This window comes from Halobacteriovorax marinus SJ, assembly GCF_000210915.2.
Taxonomy (GTDB): domain Bacteria; phylum Bdellovibrionota; class Bacteriovoracia; order Bacteriovoracales; family Bacteriovoracaceae; genus Halobacteriovorax; species Halobacteriovorax marinus.
This window is the reverse complement of record NC_016620.1, coordinates 2,242,538-2,264,392: the sequence shown is the minus strand read 5'-3', so window position 1 is coordinate 2,264,392 and position 21,855 is coordinate 2,242,538. Positions and strand designations below refer to the sequence as shown.

The window sequence follows — 21,855 nt, the reverse complement described above, 5'->3', positions numbered from 1 at the left end:
GATTCTCATATATAAATACCTATCGGTATCTGAGTATTTTTCTTAAGATTTTAGCATAGATTTAAGTCCTAAATCTAGCCTAAGTACTGGAGATTTGGTTGAAGGAAATGTCCTTAGTTGAACATTTAGAAGAATTGCGCTCCACTATGGTGAGAGTTTTAATCATTCTAGCAGTGAGCTTCATTGCCTGCTATGCCTTTGCCGATATAATTTCGGAGGTTCTTCTCTCCCCACTGCGCTCGGCCCTTAAGAGCGGAGAAGGTGAGGTTATCTATCTCGGACTTCTAGATAAAGTTCTCAGTCAATTCCAAGTGGCCTTTTGGTCCAGTGTTATTGTTTCTTCTCCTCTATGGTTTTGGCAGGTTTGGAAATTTGTAAAGCCAGGCCTTTATGAGCACGAGGCCAAGGGAGTGAAACCATTTATTGTTGTGGGATTTATTCTCTTCTGGCTTGGGATATCATTTGGATACTTTCTGGTCTTTCCACTGACATTTGAAACCTTAATGAGCTTTGGGGTGAGTAATGTTAAGGCAACGATCTCACTTAAAGAGTACTTAGTTCTCGCATCTAAAGTTCTCGTCTTTCTTGGAATCATCTTTCAATTGCCCAATCTACTTTTAATACTAGGTTTTATGGGACTTGTAACAAAGTATTCTCTTAGGTCTGTAAGAAGTTATGTCTACGTAGGCTTTGCGGCCTTAAGTGCAGTTCTTACTCCGCCAGATGTTATTACAATGCTTGGACTGTGGCTTCCACTAACAGTTTTATTTGAAGTGGGTATCTTGGCCGTGGCCCTTGTTGTTCATCCTTACTTAGAAAGACATCACACTTCTTGAATTTCTTGAATAATCGGAATTGAGATAAGAAATTGAGTATTCTCAGACTTGGCATTATAGGTAAGTGAGCCATGGTGATCTTTTATAATTTGATGAGAGAGGGGAAGCCCAATACCAGAGTTCTCTTTTGATTGAGATTTTGTAGTAAAGAAGAGACTAAAGAGATGAGGTTGAATTTTCTTTGGAATCCCTTTACCACTATCTGTGACTGAAATCTCTATTGTATTATCATTTTTAATCACACTCACTCGTACCCATTTCTCATCGAGGGTTTTTATGGCCTCGACACTATTATTAATAAGATTGATGAGAACTTGAATGATTTGTACTTCTCTAACATAGAGAGATTCTTCTAAGCAGTTGGAGGTAAATTTAAAGTCAAAACTCTCTGTAGCAATCTTAGGGGAGAGTATGTCATTGAGCTGGTCTCTTAGAGAGGCAATAGAAACCTTTTCTTTTTGATCGCTCTCAGCGTTCTTTGAAAGTGTTTTAATACTTTTAATGATTTTCTCAATTCGACTAGTGTTGACCATAATACTATCGAGATCTGTCTCAACTTTTGAGTTTAAACTAAGAACTTCTTTTAGACTTTTCTTTAGAGACTTTGCTCTCCAGAGAATAACCGTAAGTGGATTATTAATTTCATGGGCCACTCCCGCGGAGAAGTTACCAAGGGCCGCAAGTCTTGAATTGGCAACCATCTCAACTCTTTGTTGTTCAATAATTTTCTCTATCTTAACTCTCTCTATGAAGAAGTAGATAAGAATAAATGTTCCTATAATAAAGGAGAGAACAAGGGTCCAATATATTTTCTCAATAATCTTATTTCTTAGGCGAATATTTTCAAAGTCCTCTGCTCTTTGTTTCCAAAATTCAGATTCAGCGTAGCCTAGGAATTGGTTGAGGGCCTTGACCTGTCTTTGCAATTGATAAGAGAGTGCTTCAGAGTGTTCAGTAAAAGGAGCATCCATAATCTTAGTGTATTGAGCAAGAAGTTCTTCATAGGTATTGAATTGCTCACTAAAGGTACTTTTCGTTCCCTGTAAGTAAAGCTCTGAATCAATGGAGATGAGAAAGCCATATGCTGACTCTAGATGAATATATCCTTCTTCTAGTAGCTGCGTATTCTTATTCGTAATGGCATTTGATAGGGAAGTCATCGATTTTAAATTTGCGGCAATAACTTGAAAATTTCCTCTAGAGAAGAGTCTGAAAGAGTAAACCCTTTGCAGCGAATCTCTATTTACGGAAAGAGTCCAGTGCCCAATGATGGCGATGAAGACACCGGCCAATAAGAAAACAAGGCTTAGGATGATGTAACTCTTAATTGAATTTCGATGTAGATTCTTTTGTAACATTATAAGTAATTAATTGTTTTAACAAACCAGACCCAGTTGACCCCTTCTTTGGCAAGTTTACCTTCAGTGAACTTTCCCTTTCCAGGTACAACAATTCTCGCCGGTCCCTTTTCTCTTACCGTAAGATATTTACCGTCGCCCTTTAAGGCGAGAAGCATTTTTTCGCTTTCTACAAATTTATTATCGATGATAACTTTATAGTCATTAATCGCAATGACTTCTATTTTCGATGTTCCCTCTTTGGCGTGAAGTTTTAAAAGATCAGAAAGTAGGATGCCTTCAAATGCGATGAGCTTATTCTTCGCGTAAGGGTCATTAATTTTAAAAGTTGTTTGGGGCAACTTCGATAGTTCCTCAATAGAGTAGACTATTTCTTTTTTTACTTTTCCTGCAATTTTAATTTTTTGTTTTGAGTAATTTATGGAGAAAGAGTTCAACGAGAGTAGTGTAAGTAGAAGAGTGAAGATAATTTTCATTTAAGTGCCCTATTGTTATTGAAATATTCTGTCGTAAACAATAGTTTTTGGCAAAAAGAAATTATGTATATTTTGGTCTTATCTTACAGTGGGGAGAAGAGTCGGGAGTACAGTTGACAGTGGTTTTCTTCACTATCTTAAGATTAGATTTAGAATTTAGGGCCAAGCCTCTATTTGCACTTAGAAGTAATCCAAGAATTAATAGAATCTTCATATAAACCTCAAACGTTCGACAATTCTATTATTCCATAGGATCAATGTCCTACATATATTTTATGCTTTATTAAGGACTTAGCCCTATATCTGGGTAGGATAGCTGCCGTATTATGGTGGCTGTTCTTACTTAGGGCCATGGCTAACTTACTGATTATTGTGTATGATGATAGAAAACATAAAAAGGATTAAATAGAATGATATTAGTTACTGGTGGTGCTGGGTTTATTGGAAGTGTCCTCGTAAAAGAATTAAATCTACTTGGAAGAGAAGATATAATTATTGTCGATAGATTGGCCGAGTCGCAGAAGTGGGCAAACTTAGTAGGACTTAAGTATCAAGAGTACTTTCAGTGCGATGAGTTTCTCACAAACTTTGCTGACGATGTGATGAACTCTGTGAGTTTTATTTTTCATATTGGTGCATGTTCTGCCACAACTGAATTAGATATGGATTATCTAATGAGAAATAACGTGGACTATTCAAGGGCCTTATTTGAATTGGCCACTCAACATGACATTCCTTTTGTCTATGCTTCTTCTGCCGCTACTTATGGGGATGGAGAAAAAGGGTATAGTGACGAGCACTCTAAAATATCTGAGTTGAGTCCACTCAATCGCTACGGTTACTCTAAGCAATTAGTAGATGAATGGATTTTAAAGCAGCCTCAAAAGCCAACGCAGTGGTTTGGTCTAAAGTTCTTCAATGTCTATGGACCAAATGAATATCATAAAGGTGATATGAGATCGTTAGTTCACAAGGCCTATGGTCAAATTCTTGAGTCTGGAAAAGTACAACTCTTTAAGTCTCACCGCGAGGGCTACGAAGATGGCAAACAACTTCGAGACTTCATTTATGTAAAAGATATTGCTAGGGCCATGATTGAAATGATGAATCCTAGTTCGGCCAACTTCTCTGGTATCTATAATTTAGGAACCGGAAGTGCGAGAAGCTTTCTCGACCTAATGAAGGCAACTTTCAAGGCCATGGGCAAGGAAGAGAATATTGAATTTATCGATATGCCTATGCGCTTTAGAAATCAATACCAATATTATACTCAAGCAGATATGACTAAGTTTAAAGAGTTCTTACCTCACTTTAAGTTTACGACTCTTGAGGATGGTGTTGAAGATTACGTAAAGAATTATCTAGTAGAAGGTGAAAAGCACTTCTAGGAGAAGACTATGCTTTTTAAAGGTGGAGTGAGAGAGGCCGCAAAGATATTGAGTGCTCTCTCTATGTCTGAAAGAGAGAGAATTCTTAAAGATATCGCTAGCAAAGATCCTCAAACAGCAGAGCTTCTTCGAAAGAACTTAATTACTTTTGAAGATCTAAAATTAATGACCGTGAAAATGCTGGCCGAGCTACTCAGAGAGATTAAAATCTATGATCTCGCTCTAGGCCTTCGCATGGGTTCAAAAGAATTACAGCAATTTATTCTAAGTAATGTCTCTTCATCCATTAAGGAGGAAATTCTTCAAACTTTGAATGGGCCAGTGCGTCCAGTGAGTGAAGTTGAGGAGAGTATCGCTAGAATAATGCAAGTAGTAAGAGAAAAAGTTGAAAAGGGTGAGCTTATTCTGTCCACTTCTAGTGAAGAGTTAGTCTGACTAATACATCTTACAAGTTTTAACATCGAATTATCTGTGACGCGGTTATTTTGTTATCTAATAATTAGATGTGGACTATACGACTAATATTATTTAAAAAGCCTCAGCATTATCCTATATTCACCTCATCGAACAAGTTGGTCCAAATATAGTTAAACAGTGAGGTGACCTATGAAATTAATTATTTCGACTTTTTTAATTCTTTTATCAATTCAATATGCTGGTGCATCTTATGACTGCTCTGAAGTTTTAACTGATAGTTACTCAGCAGATAGTAAGGCCTATAGATTAGGTGAGTTTGATGTTGAAGCAGACTTTGAGCTTGAGGGAAGTAAATTTGCTGCCCAAGCAATTACAAAACTCTACGACAACCTTGGTTGCGATCAACTTAAAGGTAAGGTCGCTAAAGAAGTTAAGTGTAGTGAAGTGGCAAAGGGTGTTCCATATTCAAAAGTTTGTTACGTAGAAAATAGAGATGGATATTTTCTTATATCAAAAGACATGATGGAAAATATTAATATCATCTATAACCGCTGGGATTAATACCGTGAAGAATTTAATTATCCTCTTATTCTTGATTTCATCTGTATCTATCTTTGCAAAGAACCCTGTAAAGTCTAATAGGGCGATTGAAGAAGTTTCTTGGGCCCTTGAGTCCGCAAGATGGGATTACGATCAAGCGATGACTTTAAACTTTGAAGAATTCTTAGGGAAAGATTCTCTAAACTGTGAAATGCGTTCATATGATGAGGCTATGACTCTTATCAGAAAGGCGATTAGAGGATTTAGAGGATACTTTCCAGATGAGGAACTTCCTTTTAGTGAAGCTCTTGCGGCACTAGATTCAATCTTAGCGGGGCAAGATTTAGAGTATTGTCTTGGAGAAGATTACGGAACTAAAGTTTGGCAAATCTATAGAGGTAGTGAGTACCTCTTCTCTGTCGAGCAATAAATTACTTGGCAGAGATGATCGTTGTCATCTCTCGTATATGAGCAGGCATATGCTTATAATTTAAAGTCGTCATGTAGATATCAGAATTTGGAAGCGACTTGAGATTATAAATTTGAAGATTTTCACTCTTCTTAAGAACGTGGTCAGGCACAACTGCAATTCCCAAATTATTCTTTACGAGATTTAAAATAGTATCAATTGAATCCACTGTGATAATTGTATCGCTTGGCTTCTTGCTTATTTTGTAGAGATTATCTCCATGACTAAAAACAATCCATCTATATTGCTCAAGACGAGTTAGTTCAATTTCTTCCTTAGAAATAAGAACTAATTTCTCTCTAAAGAGTTTTAGCGAAGAAACTAATTCTGACTGAAGATTGTCAGTTGAGAAAGTAATATCATAGCGACCATCTTCTATTCCGGCCTTAAGTTGAGGCTGATCTTCAATATGGATAGAGAGCTCTCTAGAGTACTTCTTGCAATACTTTGTTAGATAAGGAGTAAACCAATTTTTCAAGAGACCATTTAAAATTCCAATACGAAGAGGTTTCTTCTCTTCTTTTTGAAATATCTCATCAGTCATCTCATCAAATTGCTTGGCCACAAGATAGAGTTCTTTTCCCTTTGTTGTAAGGAGAACTTTCTTAGATGATCTCATAATGAGTTCTTCATCAAGTGACTCTTCTAGGAGTTTTATTTGTCGGCTTACTGCTGATTGAGCGATTTTAAGTTTCTGCGCAGCTTTAGAAAAACTGGCGTATTCAGCAGTATAGAGAAATGCTTTTAAATATCTATAGTCCATATTTCTACTTTTGAAGTAGAGGAGGAGTTTTCTCTGGAGCCTTTCTCCAAAACTTTCCTGCGTACTTCTTTTGAAGGTGATTTGTAATCACAAAACCTTCAACGTCATTTACTAAGTCTTGTATAAAGTCTACAGAACTTTCTTGTAGATAGAAAGCGGCAAAAGGATCTAAGAGAATAATGATGTCTTCATCACTATTTTCAATTCTCACTTCAAAGTCATCTTCTTTGACGTCAGTGAAGCCTGCCGAGTAAGTAAATCCATCACACCCTTTACCAGAGATGAGAATACGAAAGTATTTCCCGGCAAGTGTGAAGTCATTTTCAAGTATTAATTTAAGCTGTTCAAGAGCTCTTTGTGTGAAGTAAACAACTGGGGTGGCAACAAGATCTGGGTTAATTTTGTTTTCCTTAAAGGCCATAGTAGTAACTCATTTTTGTGTAGTGTGTGTTGTGTCAAACTTGAATAAGAAAAGTTTGTCATGTAAGTTTTCAAAAATTAATATTCAATTTTTCCTATGCTTCTAGCTTAAAGAGGACCTTAATTTCAAGAATTATTTTAAAAAGGAATGAATTTAATGAAATTGCATTACAAGATTAAAATCGATAATCCAAAAACTCACTACTTATCAGTTACAATCAGGGGACAGAGGTCAAAAGATGACGCTAAACTATCTTTTTTTATACCTTCATGGTCGCCTGGGTCATACCTAATGAGAGAGTATGGAAAGCATATTCAAAACTTTAAGGCCCTAAATCCTGGTGGAGAATTCTACTATTTTGAACAAGTTGATAAGGGTGTCTACGAAGTAGATTTTGAGTCAAAAGAGGTTAAAGGCGATAAAGAAAATTTTGAAATTCATTACGATGTCTTCTGTCACGAGCTCACTGTTCGTACTTCTCATATCGATGAGTCTCACGCTTTTCTACATGGGCCAACAATTTTTATGGGTATTAAAGATAAGAATATTTTAAACCCAGAAGTTGAAGTTGAGTTTCCTCCTCTTTGGTCAAAACTAACTACGGGGCTTAGAGATATTTCTACTAAGAGAGAAGTCTTTTTATATAGCGCAGATAACTACGATGATCTTATTGATTCTCCTATTGAAATAGGTTGTCAGGAAACTGATGGTTTTAGAGTGGATGGAATCGATCACGAACTTTGTTGGTACGGAAGCCCAATGAAGCATGGGTATAATTTAAAAGCAGATATTAAAACAATTGTAGAATATATCTCTAAAACGATGGGAGAGATTCCCTATGAGAAATATACTTTTATCACTCACTTTGCTCCTAATCTCTTTGGAGGTCTAGAACATAAGAATTCAACGGCACTTCAATATTGTTCAAGAGCAATGATTGATCGAAGTGGCTACACTGATTGGCTAGAGCTAGTTGCTCACGAATACTTTCATACATGGAATGTTAAAAGAATTCGCCCTAAAGAATTAGGGCCATTCAATTACTTGAGTGAAGGATTCACTAGAATGCACTGGCTAACGGAAGGGCTCACAAGTTTTATGGATCAGCTCTTTGTCTATAGATGTGGTCTAACAACACTCAGTGAGTATCTTGAGAAAATGAAGGCCAATCTAAATCGCTATTACTCGATTCCTGGTAGAAAGTTTCACTCTCTAGAAGATAGCTCGTTCAATGCTTGGATCAAGTTGTATAGACCAGATGAAAATTCTAATAACTCTTCAATTTCTTATTACTTAAAAGGTGGGCTCGTTTTCTTCGCGCTTAATATCTTATTAGTAAAAGAGGGATCGGGGATTAATGCTCTACTAGATTTACTTTGGAAGAGATATAAAGCAGATCCAGAAAATGGAATGGAAGATCATGAAGTTTATTCAATGATTGAATCGCTCACAAATAGAAAAGTGCGAGAGCGCTTTGAGAATATGATTTGTTCGACTGAGGAAATAGACTTTGAGCAACTTTTAAAAGAGATGTCAGTTGAAGTTGAATACACTACAGATTCTAAGGTTGATCTTGGTGTTGTGACTTCTAATACTGGCGATAGAGTTGTCATTAAATCAGTAACTCTAGATGGTGCAGCTCATAAGTATGGTCTAAATGCTGGAGATGAAATTATCGCAATTGATGGTATGCGAGTTCTTAGTGGAGACTTTCAAAAGTACGATAAATTTTTAACTTTAAATAAGACTTACAGATTCACTGTTTCACGACTTGGTTACCTGACAGATGTTGAAGTCTTAATGGAGAGCGCACCAAGAAGTATTGTCGCACTTAAGTCCACTAATGAAGAGTTGACGAAGAAGTTCCTAGGCTAGGGTTATTGCAAGGGCCAAGTAGTGGCCCTTTCTCTCTTCAATTGAGTAATGGCCCTTTAGTTCAGGGAGCGTCTCAAGAAAGAAAGTCTTATCTTTAGAAATAATAATATCTTTTAGTACAAGCCTCTTCTCTAAATTATATAGGGGAGAGAGCGCTTTAAAGGCTGCCTCTTTAATACACCAATTTTTCAAAGGGTCACTTTCAGTGTCTTCATCTCTAATAAAGAATTTTAGAATTCCTTCCTTCATCTCTCTTTGTGTACTTTCGAGATCAATTCCCAGTGAAGAGATCTTAGGGTGATTAGAGACAACGGCTGCAGCCAACTCGATAGTGTGAGTGAGAGAAACTAGTATCTCTGGTGCCTTCCTTAGATGGTGGTGATTATCGATGATTAAGTCGCTATAGTTTTGAAAACTCTCTGGGCCCTTTAGGCTCTCTAATGCATGTAAAAGGGCCAGGCGAGAGGTGTAGTGGTCTCGGACTCTTTTCTTTGAAGGATAGACTTCGCTTACATCCCTTGGAATTTCACCTTGATAGGTATCTTCTAGCTTAATACTGAGGGTGTCGAAGAGGAGTGAAATTTCTTGTTGCGATAGCGTCATAAATTTGTCATAAATAGTGTTCAATTAAACGGGGTTTTTATTATGATGCCACATGAAGTTCAAGAAGTGATTGCAAAATTACTATTTTTTCTCTTTGCAACAGTAATACTCTGTATGTCTCAGGCCAATGCTGCAGAGCTTCTTTTTTAGGGAAAGCCGAAGCCAGTAATTTAATATCCCTTATCAGTAGACAATTTCTCCCGGCCATTAGAAAATTTTTGTGAATGAAAATTATGGGCAGCATAAAACGATAGGGAGATCAAAATGCCATCTAAGTATTCAAGAATAGAAGCTAAGAAGTTTGCAATTAATCGCAAAGAGCGCACATTCAAAAGACCAGTTGACCTAAACGGTAACTTTCAAAAGGTCAGTGAGTATTATGGAGAGAATGTCTTTCACTACTTAACAGCTCCCGGAATTCCGGAGTCCATTAAGAATGAACTTTTAACAGTTTCAAATAGTGGAAATAAGCTCAAAAAAGAACATGCAGATATCGTCGCTAAAGCAGTGACTGAATGGGCCACAGCAAAAGGGGCCACACACTTTTGTCACTGGTTTCAGCCACTGACAGGTTCTACTGCTGAAAAGCACGACGCTTTCCTCGATCTAGACGGAGAGCTTCCAATAGAGAAATTATCGGCAGGTCAGCTGATGCAAGGTGAGCCAGATGCCTCATCTTTTCCAAACGGTGGAGCGAGATCCACTTTTGAGGCGAGAGGTTATACATCTTGGGATTTAACTTCTCCTATGTTCCTCATGGATGGAGTTAATGGAAAAACTCTTTGTATTCCAACTGCATTTGTATCGTATCACGGTGATGCTCTAGATATGAAGACGCCTCTGTTAAGGTCTGTGACAAGATTAAATGATGTGGCCACGAAATTTATGAACCTCATTGGTTTCACAGATACAAAGAAAGTCAGTGTTACTTGTGGTGCTGAACAAGAGTATTTCCTAGTAGATAAGGCGTTCTATTTTTCTAGACCAGACCTTGTTATGACGGGAAGAACTCTCTTAGGTTCACTATCGCATAAGAACCAACAATTAGATGATCACTACTTTGGTCGTATTCCTGAGAGAGTGCTCTCTTGTATGGAAGAGATTGATTATGAATTACACCGCTTAGGAATTCCTGCTAAGACAAGACATAATGAAGTTGCTCCAGGGCAATTTGAAATTGCGCAAATTTTTAGAGAGGCCAATGTCTCCGCAGATAATAATCAATTAGTGATGGCAGTGATTAAAGAAGTAGCAGAAAAGCATAACTTCATTGCTCTTCTTCACGAAAAACCATTTGCAGGTATTAATGGTTCTGGAAAACATATCAATTGGTCAATGGCCACTGATGATGGAATGAATCTCTTAGAGCCAGGAAATAAGCCTGAAAAGAATATTAAATTCCTTGCAGTGACTTCAATAGTTATTGAAGCAGTTTATAGAAGAGCAAAACTTCTACGTATGGCCATCTCTTCACAGGGTAATGATCACCGCTTAGGTGCTAATGAAGCTCCTCCTTCGATTATCTCTGTTTTTACAGGTTCAAATTTAGAGAAAATTTTTGAGGCCATTAAAAACGGTGAGACGGTGAGTGAAGAAGGTAAAGTCGTATTGGATCTCGGTGCAAATCAATTGGCCAACTTAATGATGGACAATACTGATAGAAATAGAACATCTCCATTTGCTTTTACTGGAAATAAGTTTGAATTTAGAGCTGTAGGGTCATCTCAATCAATTAGTTTTCCTCTAAGTATTCTCAACGCGGCAGTAACTGAAGTTTTTGAAGAGTCTATTGAATTTCTAGAAAAAGAAATTAAGGCCAGCTCTGTAGAGGCTGCACTCATGAAGTTAACAAAGAAATGGCTTCAAAGTTCATGGAATATTATTTTCAACGGTGACGGATATTCACAGGAGTGGGTTGAAGAAGCTAAGAAGAGAGGTCTTCCTAATTTAAGAACTACAGCAGACGCTCTGGGCGCTCTACTTGATGATGAGCAAACTAAGTATATGGTGGAAAAAGGTATCTTTAGAAAGAATGAACTTCAAATGAGGTACAATGTCCTTGTTGAGAATTATAACACTCTAAGAGAAATTGAATTCCAAACTCAAATGGATATTGTTAAGAAGAATGTACTTCCAGCCACTCTAGAATATAAGAAGAGACTTGGGAAAGTGATAAAAGTTCAAAAAGAAATTGGACTAGAGTCTTCTGTAGAAGTTGAAATGTATAAGAAGCTTAACTTCACAGTTGAGAGTCTCTACGCAAATCTGATGAATTTAACAAGCGCATGTTCTGCACTCAATGGTGATGCTGCTAAGAATTCACTTGAGATTGCGAATAATATTTTCCCTCTCTCGGAGAAACTTGCTCAGTCTTGTAATGAAGTGGAAGATCTTATTCCAAATGAGCTTTGGCCACTGCCAACATATTATGAAATGCTCTTTTTAAGATAGAGTAGAAAAAATTCCAATATTTCTAGGTGAAAGGGACTCGTCAAAGAGTTCCTTCATCTGGACCTTATGTCCCGATTCCTCCAAGAGTATACAGCGATCAGTAAGAATATAGTGCTCAAGAATTCTGCCAAATTGCCAACGAAGTATATTTGCTAAATACATTCGCTTCACAACTCTTTTATGATCACTATTTTCAAAGAAATCATCTAGCTCTTTAGAACTAAAGTTGTGAGAGATCTCTAAGCTCTTAAGTTTCTTTTCGGCGTAGCTAGAAAAGTCTCCCCAATACTCTCTTTGATGAGAGTCTCCCACTGAGACAAAGTGCGATTTTCCATGAATTTGATTTAAGAGAAGTTGTAAAGTGTATCTAAAGGCCTTAACTCTCTCTTTAAGTAAATATTGCTTAAAGCTCATTGTTGTATAGCCTCTGGAGGCCAGAGTAAGAGACCACTTAGTAAGTTTAAGAGAGTTTACTTTCTTAGCGTAATTAGAAAGATTACAATCTCTCATGGCATTCATTTTTAGATAGCAGCATCCAAAGTTTAAAAGTGACTTTGTTTGCATTTTAATATGAGTATCAATAACAGAGTTTGCAAGTGCTCCACAGGTGTGTAGACCAAGAGTTAGGGAGTCTTTAGAAAAGACATTTTGCATTTTTTTAGAATTTCCCTCTTCGATGAAATTCATGTGAATGAACTCCAATTCATTGGCCCCTTCGGGAAGAGGGAAGGCCTTAGATCTCTTTAGTCCTATCTCTTGAAACTCTTTATTTATATCAATAGTCTTAGTTTTTATTCCATAGTAGTGGGCCAAGACTCTGGCCAAATGTCCAACTCCACCACCTATATCAATAGTGTGCGAATGGGGAGAAGACTTTTCAAGCTCATTTAGAAATGCCGTAATAAGAGTAATTTCGTGACGTTTCTTTTCTTTTACTTTTCTAAAGGCCCAGTCGGGAAAGTCTCTCTCTACTTTGTAAGAAAATTTATCTAGGGATGTGTGCTCTGAGAGCTCATTCATAAAGGCAATGAGTGATTGATCCTTTAATTTATCTGTGTGGGCTTTACAATCAAAGAGCCACAAATCCTCCTTAGAGAGTCTCTCTAGGTCGTCTAACCATGCGCTCGGATAGGCGTCCATTGTCCTTGGGTAGTCTTCTAGGATTTCACTATTCCACATTCCTTCGTAGGGAAGGAGGAATTCGATTAATCTGTCAAAGTGCTCTTTATAGTTCAAAGTAGTTCCAAAAGTAATTTTAACCCTGTTATAATGCCTTTAGATTAATAATTGAAGTCCTAAAAAAGGGGATTAACTTGTCTTTACAAGGTAGAAATATAGCAGTCGTTGGAATGGGAGTTTCTGGTCTTGCCAGTGTGAGGTTGGCCCTCTTTTTAGGAGCCGATGTTTTCGCCGTAAATAGTGGAAATACCGAAGAATGGGGCTCAAGAGTTGAGGCCCATGATCGTCTTCAACTACTCTCGCAAGAAAGCCCTGATTGTCAGAGCGCCTTATCTCAATGTGACTCTATTATTCTCTCCCCAGGCATTGCTAGAGAGAGTGAATTTTTAAAAGAGTGTTTAACTAAAGGAATTGAAGTTATTTCTGAAATAGAATTTGCTTATAGAGCACTTAAGAATTCTCTTTCTAAGACTAAGATTATTTCTGTGACGGGCACAAATGGTAAGACTACGACGGTGACAATTATTGACCTTTTGGCACGAGGGGCAGGGTGCTCTAGTTTCTTAGGGGGAAATATTGGAACGCCTCTAGCAACATATGCTCTTGAGGTTCTTTCAAGTAAGAGAAGTGAAGCTTCCTTAATAACTTTAGAACTCTCTAGTTTTCAATTGGAGAGTATGGATACTTTTAAATCAGATGTTGCCGCCATATTAAATATTTCCGCTAATCACGGAGAGAGGTATGAGCGAGTTTCTGACTACGCTCGAGCTAAATTTTCTATTGCAGATAATTTAGATGATTCAGACAATATATTCGTCGGTGACTTGGGAGGATTTGAAAAAGAGTTTAACCCAAGCTGCAATCTAATTAAGCTTGAAGTTCCTCGCTCTGCAGATATTTTTAGTGGTAACGTTAGAGAGAGTTTCCAGCTCATAGGAGAGCACAATCTCTCCAATCTCAACTTTGCAACAAAGCTCTTAGAGACTGTTGGTGTAGATTGGAAAAATGGTCTAGAGCAGCTAAAGGAATTTCAAGGCGTATCTTATCGATTACAAAAGAGACCTAGTCGTGAAGGACTTTATATTTTTAATGATGCTAAAAGTACAAATTGGGAAGCATCTCTAACAGCTCTAAAGGCCTGTGAATTTTCTTATAAGAATTTACCTATTTCTCTTATTCTTGGAGGAAAGCTTAGAGGTCATGGAGATCAACTAGAAAGTAAACTTGATGCTCATAAAGAATCAATCTCTAAAGTCTTTCTCTATGGAGAGTCGGGGAAAGTTCTCTTGGAAGAATTTAAAGAAAAATTTAACTGCGATTATTTCAAAACATTAGATGAAGTGATTAAGAATATATCAGTAGAAGTTGAGAAGGGAGTCATTCTCTTTTCTCCGGCCTTTCCATCTTTTGACCTCTATGAGAACTATGTCAAAAGGGGAGAACATTTTGATCTTTTAATTAGCGAATATCTTGAACGCTAATAGTGACAGAGCCGGAGGGCTTTCTATCAGTGTTAGATCTGAATGTATCGGCCACAGCTATTTTTAGGAAAAAGACGCTGAGTATGATAAAAACAATTTTTGATAGGTTTGAACGCATAATAAATAGCCGATATTTAAAGTAAACTTGCTTTTTATGACTTTTCGGCTAAAGAAAAAAAAATTAAAGAAAAAAGTGAGGAAAAGATGAGAAATACATTCTTTTTAGAAAAAGAGGTTATTGAGCAGCATATTTTAGAAATGAGTCAATTCTTAAAGAAGAACTCAATAGATGCTGCCTATATTTCTAGCTACGATATTTTTATGAATGAGTATGTGCCGATGCAAGAGAGTCTTAGATATTACTTCTCTGGCTTTTCAGGCTCAGTGGCCGAAGTTCTTCTTCTTGCAAATGGAACTTGTCATCTCTTTGTTGATGGACGCTATCACGAACAAGCAGATATTGAAGTTGAAGCAGAGGGCGTAGTGGTTGAGAAATGTCCTTATGGACAATCTCTTATTGATGCTACATTTGAAAAGATAGAAGGTTTAGGATTATCCTCTCTATGGTTAGATGGTGATAGAACTCCACTTGGGCACCTTGAGCGCTTTAAAGAAAGTCTGCAAACTGTAGAAGTTGGGACAACTGATACAATTAGAAATCTCATTTCATTTTCATCTTTTACAAAAGAGGCCACTCTTTCAAAGATAAAGAAGCTTAAGAGCTCTAAGGATAAAGTAAGATCTATCCTTAAAGAGGGGGAGGCCTTATGGTTGAACTCCCTTGACTCTATTTCATGGCTCACTAACCTTCGTGGGTATGGACTACCTTTTCAAAGTAGTTTTATGGCCCGCTGTTTTGCGACTAGAGATGGAATTGAGCTCGCTATCCCAAATCACTATTTAGTGGACTTTGAAGATAGCTTTATAAATTTTCATAAATGTAATATTGATTCATTCTCCAAAGAGATCTCTTCATCTCAAAATATTACTAAGCTCTATTACGATCCAGCTCTTATCAACGTTACGGATTATAAGAATCTATGTTCACTCTTTGGTAGTGAAGTTCTAGCGCCTCTGTCTGGAGGTATTACTCACTTGCATGCCCTTAAGACTGAGCAAGAGTTAGAGTATATTGATGCGGCCTTTGAAAGTGGGGATAGGGCCATTTTAAATTCTTTGAATTGGTTAAAGAATAGCTTTCATAAAGGAGAGAGTGTCTCTGAGTTAGATTTCTTTCATAAGACGAGTGAGTTTTATGAATTAGAAGGTTCAAAGGGGCAGAGCTTTGGAACAATTGCCGGCTTTGGCGCTAATTCATCTATTATTCATTATTCAAGTCCAAGTGCTAAGAAATTGGCCACTGATGGAGAAATCGCATTAATGGATTCTGGTGGCTACTTTGAAGGGGGCTTTGCCACAGATACGACTCGAACAATTTTTCTTGGAAAGGGAGAGGCCAGTGACGAGCAGAAGAAGATTTATACTCTCGTCTTAAAAGGTCTCTTAAATGCGCAAAACGCTGTTTTCCCTGAGGGAACTTGGGGGAGCCAGATTGATGCCTTGGCGAGAACTCCAATCCTTCGCGGTGGTTATAATTATGCACACGGTACAGGGCATGGTGTAGGGATCAATGTGCACGAGGGTGGACTTCGCTTCTCTCCAACTAGTTCTATCGCTTTAAAAGAAGGTAACCTCGGTTCCATAGAGCCAGGGATTTATATTCCAGGCTTTGGTGGGGTTAGACTTGAAAATATTGCTCTAGTTGTAAAACACCCTGAGTTTGAAAATATGCTCACATTTAAGCCTGTCGTTTGGATTGGCTTTGATCATGCTCTCATAGAAAAGAGTATGATGACTGAAGAAGAAATTACTTGGTTAAATGAATATGAAGCTGAATGTGAAAAAAGAGGGACACTCTTCTCTTAAGAGAGGAGTGCTTTTCTTCTTTTTAACGTAAAGACAGTAAGGAGCGCTACAAGGAGTAAACTTGCAATTGGTTTTCCACCTTTGTAGTCGTCTTTGATATAGGCAACACTTCCACATGAAGTGGGCTGCTCTCTAGGATATAAATAAGTCACTCCATCCATATCATCTTCTCCTAGTGCAACTCTATTGGCCATATTGGCAAAGTACATAAGAGAGTCAGTCACTGGAGAATGTCCTAGCCCTATGGCGTGACCAATTTCATGGGCCAGTACTGAAACAAAAGATTCACGGCTAAGCGAGATAAGCCCAGAGCCAGATCTATTATTTAAAAGAATCACTGAGCCCACAATATTATTTCCAGAAGTGTTCACATTTGCAGTTACTGCCAAGACTCCATTACTTGGAAAGTTAGATGTGTCAGTATTACAGCTCATAAGGATTTGTGATTGATTTGATAGAGCAGGGTTTGCTGTACAGCCATTAGTATTTGAAGTACAGAGTGGGTCAGTTGCAAACTCTGCTGCCACACTTACATGACTTCCACGTCTAATTTTTAATTTACTCGTTGGAACTCTATTCCAAAACTTATTCACTCCTTCAACGGCCATAGAGAGAATTTCATCGTTCGTATAAGGGAGGTTTGTACACTCATGTGTCGCAAGGTTTACAACGACTTCTTCTCCAGGAAATGCTGCCGCAAAACTTGTATTCAAAGTGAAGGCCATGGACTTTGCTGAGAAAAGTGAAAGAAGAAGTGTTAGAATTATTTTTACCATTTGATTTCTCCAAAGTGATAATAAGCACTAATAGCATAGCTATAAGATCTAGATTCACTATCACTTAAATTGACTATCCAAGTTTCAAACTTTGCAGAAATATCTTGGTAAAAAGTCCAATCGAGACCTAAGTTTAAAGTTAAATTACTTGAGATTGAGCTGCCATTTGGGAGTGGAAACTCTGTCGTCCCTGTTCCATTTCTTATACTTTGAGTTCCACCAGAAGAAGATATTCTATTGTAGAGAAGTCCGGGACCAAAGCTTAGTTGAAATTTCTCAAGTCTATAGGCCACAGGAAATTGAAACCAATAGGTGAGCTTCTTTATATTTTCATCTCTTCCTGAGCGAGGAAAGGAGATGGCCAGTTGTGGAATTAAACTAAATGAATCATAGAGATGAAACTCCACACCTCCACCAATATAAGGAAGAAAGTCAAAGCTATTCTTAGAGCCACTTTCATCGGTTTGAACTTTCCCGACAAATTGAGTAAGTGATCCACCGCCTAGGAAGACATCGTTAATAGAGAAGATACTTTTCCCAGTATCTTGTGCCATTGTCTTGATGCTTAGTGCAAAAAACAGGAGTAAAGATATTTTTTTCATAGCAATATTCTTAGTTAGAGATGATGGAATGACAAATAAATAATTGTTCAAATATGAGTTTTCGGCCTATTATAAAGACAAATATTTACCAAGGATGATTTATGTTTGAAAATTATAAGACACCACAAGAATTAAGACCTAGCGATCCTCGTTTTGGTTGTGGTCCTTCTCTTGTTCCAGTTGAATTCTTAGAGAAATTAGCTGCTACTGGAAATTCTCTCATAGGTACATCCCACCGAAAGCCGGCGGTTAAGAATTTAGTTAAAGAAGTTCAAGAGGGACTTGCAACTTACTTTAATATTCCATCTGACTATAGTGTTGTTCTAGGAAATGGGGGTGCAACTTTTCTCTTTGATATGATCGCTCTTGGTCTAGTAAGGAAGAAAGCCGCTCACTTTACATGTGGTGAGTTTTCCCAGAAATGGTTTAAGTCTAGTAAGGCCGTACCTTGGATTGAAGCAGAAGAGTTTAAGTCTGAGTATGGGCAAGGAATGATCACAAAAGATGTTGCTGGTGCAGACTTAATTGCAACAACTCTCAATGAAACTTCTACAGGTGTTCAGATAGATGGACTTCCAGATGTAGGAGAGGATACTTTACTTTGTGTTGATGCTACTAGTGGAGCAGGGCAAGTACCATGTGATATTTCTAAAACTGACGTTTTCTTCTTTTCTCCTCAAAAAGTTTTTGCTTCTGAGGGAGGGCTTTGGGTTGCTATTATGTCTCCAAAGGCCATTGCAAGATCTAAAGAAATTGAAAGCAATAAAGAAAGATATATTCCTGGAATAATGAGTTGGGATGCTGCTATTTCAAATGGTGAGAAGAATCAAACTTATAATACACCTTCTATCTCTACAATTTTCTTCTTAAATGAGCAGGTTAAACTCATGAATGAATTTGGTGGTTATGATAAGGCCATTAAGTATGCTCAGGATAAAGCTGACTTAATCTATGGTTGGGCCACTGAAAAGCCTTACCTCAGTCCTTATGTAGGTGAAGAGAAATTTAGATCTACAGCTGTTGCCACTATAGACGTCGACGATAAGTACGACGCTTCGGCTCTAATCAAAGTTTTTGAGAAAGAGGGAAGTGTTAATGGGATCGATGCCTATAGAAAACTAGGAAGAAATCAATTTAGAATTTCTCTCTTTCACAATGTGAAAATAGAAGATTTAGAGAAGTTGACTAAAATGATTTCGATGGCAATTGAAGCATAATTTTTCAAAGTGACAAAAATTGGGGGCAGTTAAAATATTGATTTTCTGTCCCCATCTCCAGTATTAATGGGTAATTAGTAGGCTAAATCTCCTCACCCTATCATAAAAGACTATTTTTCTATAAAATTTAACAATCTTCACTTTTGTGAATTTAAAGGTTGTTATGAAGAGAGTTATATTTTTTGTATTTATTTTGGTGATGAGTCCATCGCTCTATGCTCAGGAATTAAATCTAGAGACCATTGAAAAAATGTTTTTAGAGGAAATTCAAAAGGCCCAATCAAATGATAAAGATAAGTATTTTCTCTATAGTTTAGCCGCTAGAGAGCTCTACGCTCATAAGTATTACGATAAGGCGGTAGAGTACTATGAAAAGGCAAAGGGGCTAAAGGTTAGTGAAGACAAGACAGAAGTCTATGTCAATCTAATGGCCATAGACTTTGCTAAGTCTAAGTCGATATCTAAGAGTCGTTATGACGAAGCGATGAAGTACTTTAAAGATTCTAAGAAAATTGAAAATAAAGAAATTGCTAGATATATGAACTTTATCAACGAAAGTTTCTTTCAAAAAGATGGTGCAAAGTCTTTTAAAGGTTTTTACGGGGAATTTACTAAGCAGAAGTCTATTCAAGCTCTTATTGAGGGAAAAGAATATGTGAAGGCCCTGAGCTTGATGAACCCTAAGGGGATTGAAGAGAGAGATCTTGTGACTAGAGTAAAGTATGATCTGCTTCGCTCTTTAACTCTTGGTAAAAAGAAGTTTAATCTCGCTTGTAATTCATCTCTGGAGAAGTATCCAAACTCAGTTGCATGGACAATTTCCGTTTGCAAAGGTCTTAAAAAATATCAAAGTGGAGTGACTCCAACTAAGAAAGATATAGAAAGTGTTGAGCGCGCAGCAAAAAAACAAAAGAGCTCTAGTTTCTATATTGCCAAAGCATTTGGAGATTTAAAGTGAGAAGAGTACAAAATATAGGCATTATTTTAATGACTATCATTCTAATGAGTTCATGTGATCAAAATGTGATTGGGGTAGGACACGCTCTTAAAAACTTAGTGACCACTCCATATAAAGCTATTGATAATCACCTTAGTAATATTGCCTATGAAGAAGTTGCAAAGAGTTCTAAGGAGAAAAAATCCCTTCCTACGGAATGTTGGGTAGAGAGGAAATCTGTCTTACCTGAGATGCAGAGCTTACAGGATATAACAGATGCTGTACGTGGCAATGTCTGCTCTTGTGTGCCTTGGGGAACTTGTACTACAGACGAGTGTCCGTGTTCTAGAATGTGTCCAGAGGGAGTTGATATATTTAAGCGTCCGGGAATGCAATCTACTGCTGATTTTACAACAAAAGAAAATTCTTTAAGTTTTATAAATGGTGGAGGCGGTGGTTCTATTGAAGCCACACAAGGTTTTTGCTGGGGACACGCCTCGGTAACTAGTAAATTCAATCGTCTTGCTTTCTTTGATAAAGATGCTAAGCCTAAGTACGATCTCTTTGCAGCAAGTGAAGAAGAGCAGTATAAAGCAATGGATTACTATAAAGAGCTTGTAGATGATGTTATTGATAATAAGCCTACTAAGATTCCAGGTATAGAGAATTTAATGCAACTGTCTTCAATTCCAGGACTAGAAGAATATATTGCAGATAAAGTTGCCCATGAGTGGGGAAAGAGAGCGATGAGTACTTCAGGTCTTAGTATAGCCCTTAAGTCTGGTGCTATGAATAGAACTGACTCGCTTGAGTTCTTTGAAGCGGTAAAGAATAAGATTGATCAAAATCAACAACCGCAGATTGTATTTACAAAAAGAGGAAGTGCCATGTATACGCATGCGGTACTAGTCTCTCACTATATTCAAAACCCTGATGGGTCTGCATCTCTTTGTATAAGAGATAATAATAGATCTCGTAGAAGTCTATCGGACGCTAAAAATTGTAGCGATAAGATGGATATCAATAGAGATGGAAGTATTAGTTATAGTGCTTGGGGATGGGGAAATCTTGGAGGTACAGAAGTTGCTTTCAATGAAAACCCAGATGCTCTCGTTCAGATTGAAAACTTAAAAGAGCACTGTGATAAAGAGAAGGGATGTAATTAAATTACTTATCCCTTGCTTCTAAATTTAAGTAGATCTCACCTTTGAAAAGACTAAGTGTTCCGGAAGCACTAGAGCTTGAGTCTAATTTACAGTCACTATAAGAATAAATCTTCTTACCTGAAACATCTCCCATGGAAAGAGGGGAGAGGATACTTTGTCTAAAGAAATCAATACTACTTAGTTGGAAATGACATCCAAAATTTGTTCTTACTAAGTTCTTTATTTCACCAACAAACATGGCCTCTGGGTACTCATAAGAAATAAGGTATTCATCAATTGATAGAGGGCTGCTCTTATGGTGCCAGCAGCTTGGTCTAGCTAATCCTAGTGCTCCTGCTACGTAACTAGTATAGCGGCATCCAACACTAGCGTATCCGTTGTAGAGAGTTCTCTCTGAAATTGTTTGATCAAGTTTAGTGTAGTCATCCCAGTGATCATTCTTTGTCAGGGCATTGTCTACAGCTAGAGACTCACGTGCGGTGATTAGAAGATCGTGACATAGAGTCGTTTCAGAACTTGAACTTTCTTCGCACATAGACTTTTGCCACTGTGTAGGAGTTTTGTCTGTAGGATACTCTCTTAGATACTTTCTTAGGCATATCTTCGTTGCAAAGTAGTCAGACTCTGATTCACTTGCATACTTTAGAGTTGGCATGACTCTAATTCCCTCAGCAATAAGATGAGCTAATTCATGGCAAGTGGTTAGTGCGAAACTTTGAGGAGTTACTTCTGTTAGTCTTGCATAGCCGCCATAGAGCGAGATGAGTCCAGTGTATCCTCTTCTATTTGCTCCAGCATTCTTAGTTTCGCTAGACCAATTAAGGTTTAGTGAAATTTCAAGACCAGAGGCACTGATCTCCTCTTTCATTAGGTGAAGTATTCTATTTGGAACTTCATTAAACTCTTTCTCTGTGATTGCACCAAAGCTAGAGAAAGAGAAGAGAAAGAGGAGGATAATACTTTTCATAAATACC

The 21,855-nt window shown here is 37.5% G+C and carries 22 protein-coding genes; 12 read left to right on the top strand and 10 right to left on the bottom strand.

Annotated elements, in window-relative coordinates:
- Nucleotides 1-107: 107 nt before the first annotated feature.
- Nucleotides 108-836 (top strand): twin-arginine translocase subunit TatC, encoded by a 729-nt coding sequence (gene tatC / locus BMS_RS10625; RefSeq protein WP_044557523.1) that lies wholly within the window; start codon nucleotides 108-110, stop codon nucleotides 834-836.
- On the opposite strand, the gene BMS_RS10620 is transcribed toward tatC, so the two are convergent.
- The 3 genes from BMS_RS10620 to BMS_RS17635 all read right to left on the bottom strand — a co-directional run bounded on the left by BMS_RS10620 (nucleotide 824) and on the right by BMS_RS17635 (nucleotide 2,884).
- Nucleotides 824-2,194, bottom strand: a complete 1,371-nt coding sequence (locus tag BMS_RS10620; protein WP_014244818.1) for a sensor histidine kinase — start codon at nucleotides 2,192-2,194, stop codon at nucleotides 824-826. The two genes, tatC and BMS_RS10620, sit on opposite strands and share 13 nt — an antisense overlap.
- Nucleotides 2,194-2,670, bottom strand: coding sequence for a molybdopterin-dependent oxidoreductase (locus BMS_RS10615; protein ID WP_014244817.1), 477 nt, complete (start codon nucleotides 2,668-2,670; stop codon nucleotides 2,194-2,196). Before BMS_RS10615 ends, BMS_RS10620 begins: the two co-directional genes overlap by 1 nt.
- Before the next feature lie 61 nt (nucleotides 2,671-2,731).
- The gene (locus BMS_RS17635) at nucleotides 2,732-2,884 is read right to left on the bottom strand and encodes a hypothetical protein (protein WP_157765760.1); all 153 of its coding nucleotides are present in this window, start codon (nucleotides 2,882-2,884) and stop codon (nucleotides 2,732-2,734) included.
- Nucleotides 2,885-3,080: 196 nt separating this feature from the next.
- Between BMS_RS17635 and rfaD the strand changes: the two genes are divergently transcribed.
- From rfaD to BMS_RS10595, 4 genes are all read left to right on the top strand, one after another.
- Nucleotides 3,081-4,058: an ADP-glyceromanno-heptose 6-epimerase gene (gene rfaD / locus BMS_RS10610; protein ID WP_014244815.1), complete on the top strand. Its 978-nt coding sequence runs from the start codon at nucleotides 3,081-3,083 to the stop codon at nucleotides 4,056-4,058.
- Nucleotides 4,059-4,067: 9 nt separating this feature from the next.
- A complete protein-coding gene (locus tag BMS_RS10605; RefSeq protein WP_044557522.1) occupies nucleotides 4,068-4,493 on the top strand; it encodes a FliG C-terminal domain-containing protein in 426 nt (141 codons plus the stop codon).
- Nucleotides 4,494-4,664: 171 nt separating this feature from the next.
- Nucleotides 4,665-5,036 (top strand): hypothetical protein, encoded by a 372-nt coding sequence (locus BMS_RS10600; RefSeq protein WP_014244814.1) that lies wholly within the window; start codon nucleotides 4,665-4,667, stop codon nucleotides 5,034-5,036.
- A gap of 4 nt (nucleotides 5,037-5,040) precedes the next feature.
- Nucleotides 5,041-5,445: a hypothetical protein gene (locus BMS_RS10595; protein WP_014244813.1), complete on the top strand. Its 405-nt coding sequence runs from the start codon at nucleotides 5,041-5,043 to the stop codon at nucleotides 5,443-5,445.
- 1 nt (nucleotide 5,446) lies between these two features.
- Here the strand turns inward: BMS_RS10595 and BMS_RS10590 are convergent, their stop codons facing one another.
- Together BMS_RS10590 and BMS_RS10585 are read right to left on the bottom strand one after the other, a co-directional pair.
- Entirely contained in the window at nucleotides 5,447-6,247 is an 801-nt protein-coding gene (locus BMS_RS10590; RefSeq protein ID WP_014244812.1) for a LysR family transcriptional regulator, read from the bottom strand.
- Between the two features lie 4 nt (nucleotides 6,248-6,251).
- The gene (locus BMS_RS10585; protein ID WP_014244811.1) at nucleotides 6,252-6,668 is read right to left on the bottom strand and encodes a HesB/IscA family protein; all 417 of its coding nucleotides are present in this window, start codon (nucleotides 6,666-6,668) and stop codon (nucleotides 6,252-6,254) included.
- A gap of 156 nt (nucleotides 6,669-6,824) precedes the next feature.
- Between BMS_RS10585 and BMS_RS10580 the strand changes: the two genes are divergently transcribed.
- Nucleotides 6,825-8,543 carry a M61 family metallopeptidase gene (locus BMS_RS10580; protein ID WP_044557521.1) on the top strand — a complete coding sequence of 573 codons (1,719 nt, stop codon included), beginning with the start codon at nucleotides 6,825-6,827 and terminating at the stop codon, nucleotides 8,541-8,543.
- On the opposite strand, the gene BMS_RS10575 is transcribed toward BMS_RS10580, so the two are convergent.
- Nucleotides 8,535-9,146, bottom strand: coding sequence for a 4'-phosphopantetheinyl transferase superfamily protein (locus BMS_RS10575; protein ID WP_044557520.1), 612 nt, complete (start codon nucleotides 9,144-9,146; stop codon nucleotides 8,535-8,537). The two genes, BMS_RS10580 and BMS_RS10575, sit on opposite strands and share 9 nt — an antisense overlap.
- A gap of 264 nt (nucleotides 9,147-9,410) precedes the next feature.
- Between BMS_RS10575 and BMS_RS10570 the strand changes: the two genes are divergently transcribed.
- A complete protein-coding gene (locus BMS_RS10570; protein ID WP_014244808.1) occupies nucleotides 9,411-11,597 on the top strand; it encodes a glutamine synthetase III family protein in 2,187 nt (728 codons plus the stop codon).
- Here the strand turns inward: BMS_RS10570 and BMS_RS10565 are convergent.
- Nucleotides 11,589-12,833: a methyltransferase gene (locus BMS_RS10565; protein WP_014244807.1), complete on the bottom strand. Its 1,245-nt coding sequence runs from the start codon at nucleotides 12,831-12,833 to the stop codon at nucleotides 11,589-11,591. The genes BMS_RS10570 and BMS_RS10565 overlap by 9 nt on opposite strands.
- A 77-nt stretch (nucleotides 12,834-12,910) precedes the next feature.
- Between BMS_RS10565 and murD the strand changes: the two genes are divergently transcribed.
- On the top strand, nucleotides 12,911-14,257 hold the full coding sequence (gene murD / locus BMS_RS10560; protein ID WP_014244806.1) for a UDP-N-acetylmuramoyl-L-alanine--D-glutamate ligase: 1,347 nt from the start codon (nucleotides 12,911-12,913) through the stop codon (nucleotides 14,255-14,257).
- A gap of 204 nt (nucleotides 14,258-14,461) precedes the next feature.
- Complete coding sequence (locus BMS_RS10555) at nucleotides 14,462-16,183, top strand: M24 family metallopeptidase (protein WP_014244805.1); 1,722 nt, start codon at nucleotides 14,462-14,464, stop codon at nucleotides 16,181-16,183.
- On the opposite strand, the gene BMS_RS10550 is transcribed toward BMS_RS10555, so the two are convergent.
- Complete coding sequence (locus tag BMS_RS10550; RefSeq protein WP_014244804.1) at nucleotides 16,180-16,959, bottom strand: matrixin family metalloprotease; 780 nt, start codon at nucleotides 16,957-16,959, stop codon at nucleotides 16,180-16,182. The two genes, BMS_RS10555 and BMS_RS10550, sit on opposite strands and share 4 nt — an antisense overlap.
- On the bottom strand, nucleotides 16,953-17,561 hold the full coding sequence (locus BMS_RS10545; RefSeq protein ID WP_014244803.1) for a hypothetical protein: 609 nt from the start codon (nucleotides 17,559-17,561) through the stop codon (nucleotides 16,953-16,955). Before BMS_RS10545 ends, BMS_RS10550 begins: the two co-directional genes overlap by 7 nt.
- 101 nt (nucleotides 17,562-17,662) lie before the next feature.
- Here BMS_RS10545 and BMS_RS10540 point away from each other — a divergent pair, with 101 nt between their 5' ends.
- The 3 genes from BMS_RS10540 to BMS_RS10530 all read left to right on the top strand — a co-directional run bounded on the left by BMS_RS10540 (nucleotide 17,663) and on the right by BMS_RS10530 (nucleotide 20,881).
- On the top strand, nucleotides 17,663-18,778 hold the full coding sequence (locus BMS_RS10540) for an aminotransferase class V-fold PLP-dependent enzyme (RefSeq protein ID WP_014244802.1): 1,116 nt from the start codon (nucleotides 17,663-17,665) through the stop codon (nucleotides 18,776-18,778).
- Between the two features lie 163 nt (nucleotides 18,779-18,941).
- Nucleotides 18,942-19,736, top strand: coding sequence for a tetratricopeptide repeat protein (locus tag BMS_RS10535; RefSeq protein WP_157868276.1), 795 nt, complete (start codon nucleotides 18,942-18,944; stop codon nucleotides 19,734-19,736).
- The gene (locus tag BMS_RS10530; RefSeq protein ID WP_014244800.1) at nucleotides 19,733-20,881 is read left to right on the top strand and encodes a hypothetical protein; all 1,149 of its coding nucleotides are present in this window, start codon (nucleotides 19,733-19,735) and stop codon (nucleotides 20,879-20,881) included. Before BMS_RS10535 ends, BMS_RS10530 begins: the two co-directional genes overlap by 4 nt.
- Before the next feature lies 1 nt (nucleotide 20,882).
- Here the strand turns inward: BMS_RS10530 and BMS_RS10525 are convergent, their stop codons facing one another.
- Nucleotides 20,883-21,848 carry a hypothetical protein gene (locus BMS_RS10525; protein ID WP_014244799.1) on the bottom strand — a complete coding sequence of 322 codons (966 nt, stop codon included), beginning with the start codon at nucleotides 21,846-21,848 and terminating at the stop codon, nucleotides 20,883-20,885.
- Nucleotides 21,849-21,855: the final 7 nt, after the last annotated feature.